Source organism: Salinicola sp. (assembly GCF_982684285.1).
Window position 1 is genome coordinate 1 of sequence record NZ_CEXLVS010000267.1, and the last position, 5,348, is coordinate 5,348.

7 protein-coding genes are annotated in these 5,348 nt (G+C 63.6%); 3 read left to right on the forward strand and 4 right to left on the reverse strand.

From position 1 onward, the window contains the following. The first annotated feature begins 150 nt into the window (after positions 1 to 150). The gene (locus AC3AYF_RS17770; protein ID WP_295036281.1) at positions 151 to 1,065 is read left to right on the forward strand and encodes a hypothetical protein; all 915 of its coding nucleotides are present in this window, start codon (positions 151 to 153) and stop codon (positions 1,063 to 1,065) included. A gap of 27 nt (positions 1,066 to 1,092) precedes the next feature. Here AC3AYF_RS17770 and AC3AYF_RS17775 read toward each other — a convergent pair whose 3' ends face one another. Together AC3AYF_RS17775 and AC3AYF_RS17780 are read right to left on the reverse strand one after the other, a co-directional pair. Then, entirely contained in the window at positions 1,093 to 1,878 is a 786-nt protein-coding gene (locus tag AC3AYF_RS17775) for an alpha/beta fold hydrolase (protein ID WP_295036280.1), read from the reverse strand. A gap of 78 nt (positions 1,879 to 1,956) precedes the next feature. Next, positions 1,957 to 2,637, reverse strand: a complete 681-nt coding sequence (locus tag AC3AYF_RS17780; protein ID WP_295036279.1) for a 7-cyano-7-deazaguanine/7-aminomethyl-7-deazaguanine transporter — start codon at positions 2,635 to 2,637, stop codon at positions 1,957 to 1,959. 282 nt (positions 2,638 to 2,919) lie between these two features. On the opposite strand from AC3AYF_RS17780, the gene AC3AYF_RS17785 reads away from it, so the two are divergent. Beyond that, positions 2,920 to 3,222, forward strand: a complete 303-nt coding sequence (locus AC3AYF_RS17785; protein WP_295036278.1) for an ArsR/SmtB family transcription factor — start codon at positions 2,920 to 2,922, stop codon at positions 3,220 to 3,222. Between the two features lie 8 nt (positions 3,223 to 3,230). Here AC3AYF_RS17785 and sohB read toward each other — a convergent pair whose 3' ends face one another. Further along, positions 3,231 to 4,271, reverse strand: a complete 1,041-nt coding sequence (gene sohB / locus AC3AYF_RS17790; RefSeq protein WP_295036298.1) for a protease SohB — start codon at positions 4,269 to 4,271, stop codon at positions 3,231 to 3,233. Positions 4,272 to 4,399: 128 nt separating this feature from the next. On the opposite strand from sohB, the gene AC3AYF_RS17795 reads away from it, so the two are divergent. Further along, positions 4,400 to 4,720: an SCP2 sterol-binding domain-containing protein gene (locus tag AC3AYF_RS17795; protein WP_295036277.1), complete on the forward strand. Its 321-nt coding sequence runs from the start codon at positions 4,400 to 4,402 to the stop codon at positions 4,718 to 4,720. 11 nt (positions 4,721 to 4,731) lie between these two features. Here the strand turns inward: AC3AYF_RS17795 and nudC are convergent. After that, positions 4,732 to 5,348 (reverse strand): NAD(+) diphosphatase (nudC, locus tag AC3AYF_RS17800; protein ID WP_487780113.1); only part of this gene is annotated, 617 nt, incomplete at its 5' end.

The window sequence follows — 5,348 nt, forward strand, 5'->3', positions numbered from 1 at the left end:
GCCCTGCGCCCTGCCGCACTGGACGCCAAGCGCTATCGCGATTTCGAGGCGTTCCTGCTGGAGCGCGGTCAGATCAAGGCGCAAAGTCCGGTGTCTCGCCTGGCGGTGGATCTCAACGCGCCCTAGGGAAAAATCGGCTAGATTGATGATATGACTTCAAGATCATCATGTTGCGGCCGGTTGAACCCCGAGCCGCTAGGCTACGACCCGCAGCAGGATCCGATCCGGACGCTGCCCAGCACGAGCCTGCAGGACCTGGGCGCGTTACCCGCGCGCCCGGGAGTATATGTCTTCTTCGGTTACAACGAACTGCCGCTCTATGTCGGCAAGAGCGTCGACATCCGCAGCCGCGTTCGCAGCCATCTCCAGCAGCCGGTGTCCAGAAGACACGGGCAGATGGTGGCCCAGGCCCAGCGTATCGCCTGGCGGCGGACCAGCGGCGATCTTGGCGCTCAACTCCTGGAAGCGGACCTGATCAAGCGCTGGATACCGCTATACAACCGGCAGCTTCGCAAGCGCGTGCGCATGGTGAGCTGGAACTGGCCGCCGGGCGAGGAGCGGCCGACACTGACCGATGGCCAGTGGGTGGTGGCGGCACGCAGCCGGTTCTATGGACTGTTTCGCAATCGTCGTGATGCCCAGATGACGCTGCGAGACATCGCCACCGAGGCGTCGCTCTGCCTGCGGGTGCTGGGGCTGGAATCGGGACAGGGTCGCTGTTTCGGCTATCAGATCGGCCGTTGTCTCGGTGCCTGCTGCGGCGCGGAAACCCGGGAGGCGCACGCGCGGCGGGCACGCGACGCGATGGAACGGCTACGTATCGAGAACTGGCCGTGGCCCGGTCGCGTCGCCTTCCGGGAAAACGGCCCTCATGGCGATGTCGGGCTGCATGTCGTCGATCACTGGCACTATCAGGGAAGCGTCGAGCGGCTCGACGACCTGCATTCGCTTCCCGACACCCGCGGCTTCGATATCGATACCTATCGAATTCTCAACCGCTTCCTCTCATCGCCCGACGACACCGTCGAGCCGATCCCCATCGATGGCGAGATCGACGCGACATGAGGTCGGTTCGGCCGGGATGCCGCCTGCTCATGAAACGGTCGTGAAGCGATTCACCGCGTCCCGAAACGCGTCGGGTTGCTCGGCATGCAGCCAGTGGCCCGCCCCTTTCAGGGTTTGCCATTCGACATTGGACATGACCGCATCGACGCTGTCGCGATGACGATCCTGAACGTAGGGGGAGGCACCGCCGCGAATCAGCAGTGCCGGGCCTTCGAAAGGCCGATCGCCGTCCGGCGGTGCGATGATGTCCTCGTAACCGGCACTGATCTCGTCGAGCCCGACACGCCAGTACATGACGCCGTCGTCGCCGCGGAGCAGATTGGTCGCCAGGAACTGTCGAGTGGCTGCATCCTCGATCTCCTCCGCCATCAGTGCCATGGCATCGCGCCGGGAAGTCGGCTCGCCCGCCTCGACCCGCCGCATCGCGGCAAAGACGTCGTCGTGGCCGTGGTCGTAGGCGACAGGCGCAATATCGGCGACGATCAAGTGCGCCACCCGCGCCGGGTTCGACCGGGCCAACGTCATGGCGACCTTGCCGCCCATCGAGTGGCCCAGCAGATCGAACCGCTCGATGCCGAGATCGTCCAGCAGCGCGATGACGTCGGATGCCATCGCCGCGTACCGCATCCCTTCGACATGGGGCGAGCGACCATGGTTGCGCAAATCCACGGCAACCACGCGACGACCGCTCTGCCACTGCTTGATATGGGAGCGCCAGTTGTCCGCGCTACCGAACAGGCCGTGCAGTACGATCAGCGGTAGCGCCGGGCTCTCCTCGCCCGAGGCGCCGGTGTCGATACAGTGAAGGTGCAACGTCGTCTCTCCCCAATCCGGTCCGGTAGCCGGAACGGCCACCGCTTCGGCCCCTAGGATAACAAATGCAGGCGATGGCTATCCCTGCTCGCGCGGCATGCCCGGCAGGTTGGCCTGATCGCGTCGCGCCAGCAGGCGACGGCCGAGGCAGGCCAGCAGCACCCCGTAAAGTGGCAGGAAGAAGATCAGGCTGATCGACAGCTTCACCGCATAATCGAACCAGGCGATCTCCACCCAGTGCTCGCGCATGAAGGGGTCGGGGCCTTGCCAGAAGGCGATGGCGAAGAAGGCGAAGGTGTCCGCCAGATTGCCGACGATGGTGGACAGGGTCGGCGCGACCCACCAGGCACGAAGCCTGCGCAGCCGGTCGAACACGTGAATGTCGAGCAACTGGCCCAGCACATAGGCCATGAAGCTCGCCAGTGCAATGCGGCCAACGAAGAGATTCCATTGCGCCAGCGCCTCGAAGCCCTGGAAACGCCCCTGCTGAAACAGGACCGATACCGCGTAGGAGATCATCAGCGCCGGCACCATGACGCCGGCAACGATCCTTCTCGCCGGTGACTTGCCGAACAGCCGCACGGTCAGATCGGTTGCCAGGAAGATGAACGGGAAGCTGAACGCGCCCCAGGTGGTATGCAGCCCCCACAGGGTGAAAGGCAGTTGAACCAGGTAGTTGCTGGCCGTGATCACCAGTACATGAAAACTGATCAGCCACAGCAGGGCGAATCGGAGTCGGGGATTATCGAGTGCAGGCATGAGAAACCTTTTTTGTCTGCCTTGGCTCCGCAGCGCTGTCTGGCGGAGCCAGGCCGAGGGGTTAGGGAACCCTCTGGGTGGCAAGAAGTTGTCGGGGCTATTTATCAGGGCTATCGAGAGCGGGCGCGAATTATAGGGATCCAGCGGGCAGAGTGCCAGCGGAGCAGCGGGCGTATACGCGAAAAAACATTGTAACTCTAAGTTACATTAAGCTAATATCAGAAACGACTGAACATGGGGTTCAGTAGCGGCAACCCGCCCGGCGCGCTTGGAATTCTGACTATGACGACAAAGGCTATCCCGCTCGGAAACCACCAGATTGGCCCCGCCACCGCTGCCCTCAAGGCCATCGCCAACGAGAGCCGGCTCCGCATTCTCTGCCTGCTGATGCAGGGCGAGCGCTCGGTCACGCAGATCAATCAGGAGATGACGCTCAGCCAGTCGGCGCTCTCCCAGCATCTTGCGGTGCTTCGACAGGAACGCCTGGTAGCGACGCGACGCAGTTCCCAGGTGATCTACTACTCGCTGCGCGGCAACGTGGCCGAGCGGCTGATCCAGACACTCGGCGAACTGGATATCGCGTAGCGGGCGTTCTAGCGGCGCTGCCAGCGAAGATCGTCGACCCGCTGCAGCACCCGATCGATGCCAGTCTCCAAACCGCTCTCCACGCCCTTCCCCAGCTTTCCCATCAAGCCGGAACGAGACGTCAGCGACACTTTCAACACCCGCGCTCGATCTCTCTGCTTCTCCAGGAGATAGGCGTCGCTGGTGCCCACCGCATCGATGAGACCAGCCTCCAGGGCTTCGCTGCCGTACCAGATCTCGCCGGTCGCGACTGTCTCGATATCCAGCGAAGGACGACGGGCGGACACGTAACGCTTGAACAGATCGTGGGTGGACTCGAGATCCTCGAGGAATTTGGTGCGGCCCTCTTCGCTGTTTTCACCCAGCACGGTCAAGGTCCGCTTGTAGCGCCCCGCCGTCAGGAGTTCGACGTCCACGTCGTGTCGTTTCAGCAAACGGTGGACGTTGGGTATCTGCGCCACCACGCCGATCGATCCGATCACCGCAAACGGTGCCGCGATCAGCCGGTTGGCACAGCAGGCCATCATGTAGCCACCGCTGGCGGCGACCTTGTCGACGCAGACCGTCAACCGCGCGCCGGCATCACGCAGGCGGTCGAGCTGTGCCGCAGCCAATCCGTAACTGTGCACCAGTCCACCACCGGACTGCAGGCGCAGCACGACCTCGTCTCCATCGCGGATCGTTTCCAGCAGCAGCGACACCAGCTCGGCCAGCGCCGGCGTGCCGGAAGCCTTGAGATCGCCATCGAAGTCGAGCACCCAGACACGCTCGGCCTCCTGGGACGCCCCCTGCTTCTGGTCCAGCTTGACCGATCTTCGCAGCTGCTTGGCCAGCTGCCGCCGACGCGCCTTGGGCACCGCGGCCAGGCTCAGCTGTCGGGACCGGCGCTGAAACCGCTCATCGAGCTCCGTGACCTTCAGCCGGGCTTCGCTATCGCCCCGGCCTCTGCGACGCCCATGGGCCACCAGCGCCAGAATGATCCCGATGGCGATGACCAGCGTTGCCGTCTTCGCCAGGAAAAGGCCGTACTCGGCCAGCCATTCGATCACATCACGCTCCTTGGTTGGGAAACTCATCGGTTTGAGCTGCTCCCGGGAGAGCGAGTAAGCTGCTCCGGCGCTTGCATGCCGATACCGGCGATGATCTGCTTAGCGCTTCTGGCACGGGAGATGTCATCATGGACGACGATCAGTTGATCGCCAAACTCAGGGCGCGGTTCGACGCCAAGGCTGCCGAGGGCGTTTCGGCCATCTATCAGTTCGACCTCGACGATGTCGACGATTATCACATGACCATCAATGATGGTTCGCTCGACATTCAGCCCGGTCGCCATCCGAATCCCGGCGTCACCATCTCGAGCGATACCGGAACGCTGTTGGCTCTGGTCAGGAAGGAGCTCAACTCGATGCAGGCCTTGCTGACCGGCAAGGTCAAGGTCACCGGAGACATCGGCCTCGCGAGCCGCCTTCCCAAGCTTTTCGCCAACACCAGCCAATGAACCCCAGCGGGTCAACGCACTGCGACCGCGCCGCGGTGCGTCTCGATCAGCTGACGTGAAATCGAGTACGCCGGTGGCAGTTGCGGCAGCGTCTCGGGACTGAACCAGGCCGCGTCCACGATCTCTTCGCCGTCGATACGAATACGCCGGCTGGCCGCTTCGGCGAAGAACCCCATCATCAGCGAGTGCGGGAATGGCCAGGACTGACTCTTGAAAAAGCTGACGCGCCCGACATCCACGCCCACCTCCTCCATCACCTCACGGCGAACGGCAGCCTCCACGGCTTCTCCGGGCTCGATGAAACCGGCGAGTGTCGAATAACGCTGTGGCGGAAAACGGGGGCTCCGCGCCAGCAGCATGTCCTTGCCATGGGTCACCAGGGTGATGATGCAGGGCGATATCCGCGGATAACCGCGCAACCCGCAGTGGTCGCACTGCATCGCGAACTCGTGAGTCAGGCGACGGGGGGCGTTGCCACAGCGCCCGCAAAAACGGTGATCTCGCTCCCAGCGGGTAACCTGCAGCGCGGTCGCCAGCAGTTCGCTCTGCGCGACGCTCACCCGGGCCAGCCAGTCACGGAAGCCCGGCCAGTCGTCGGCCGCGCCCACACCGACCGCTACGAGGCCGA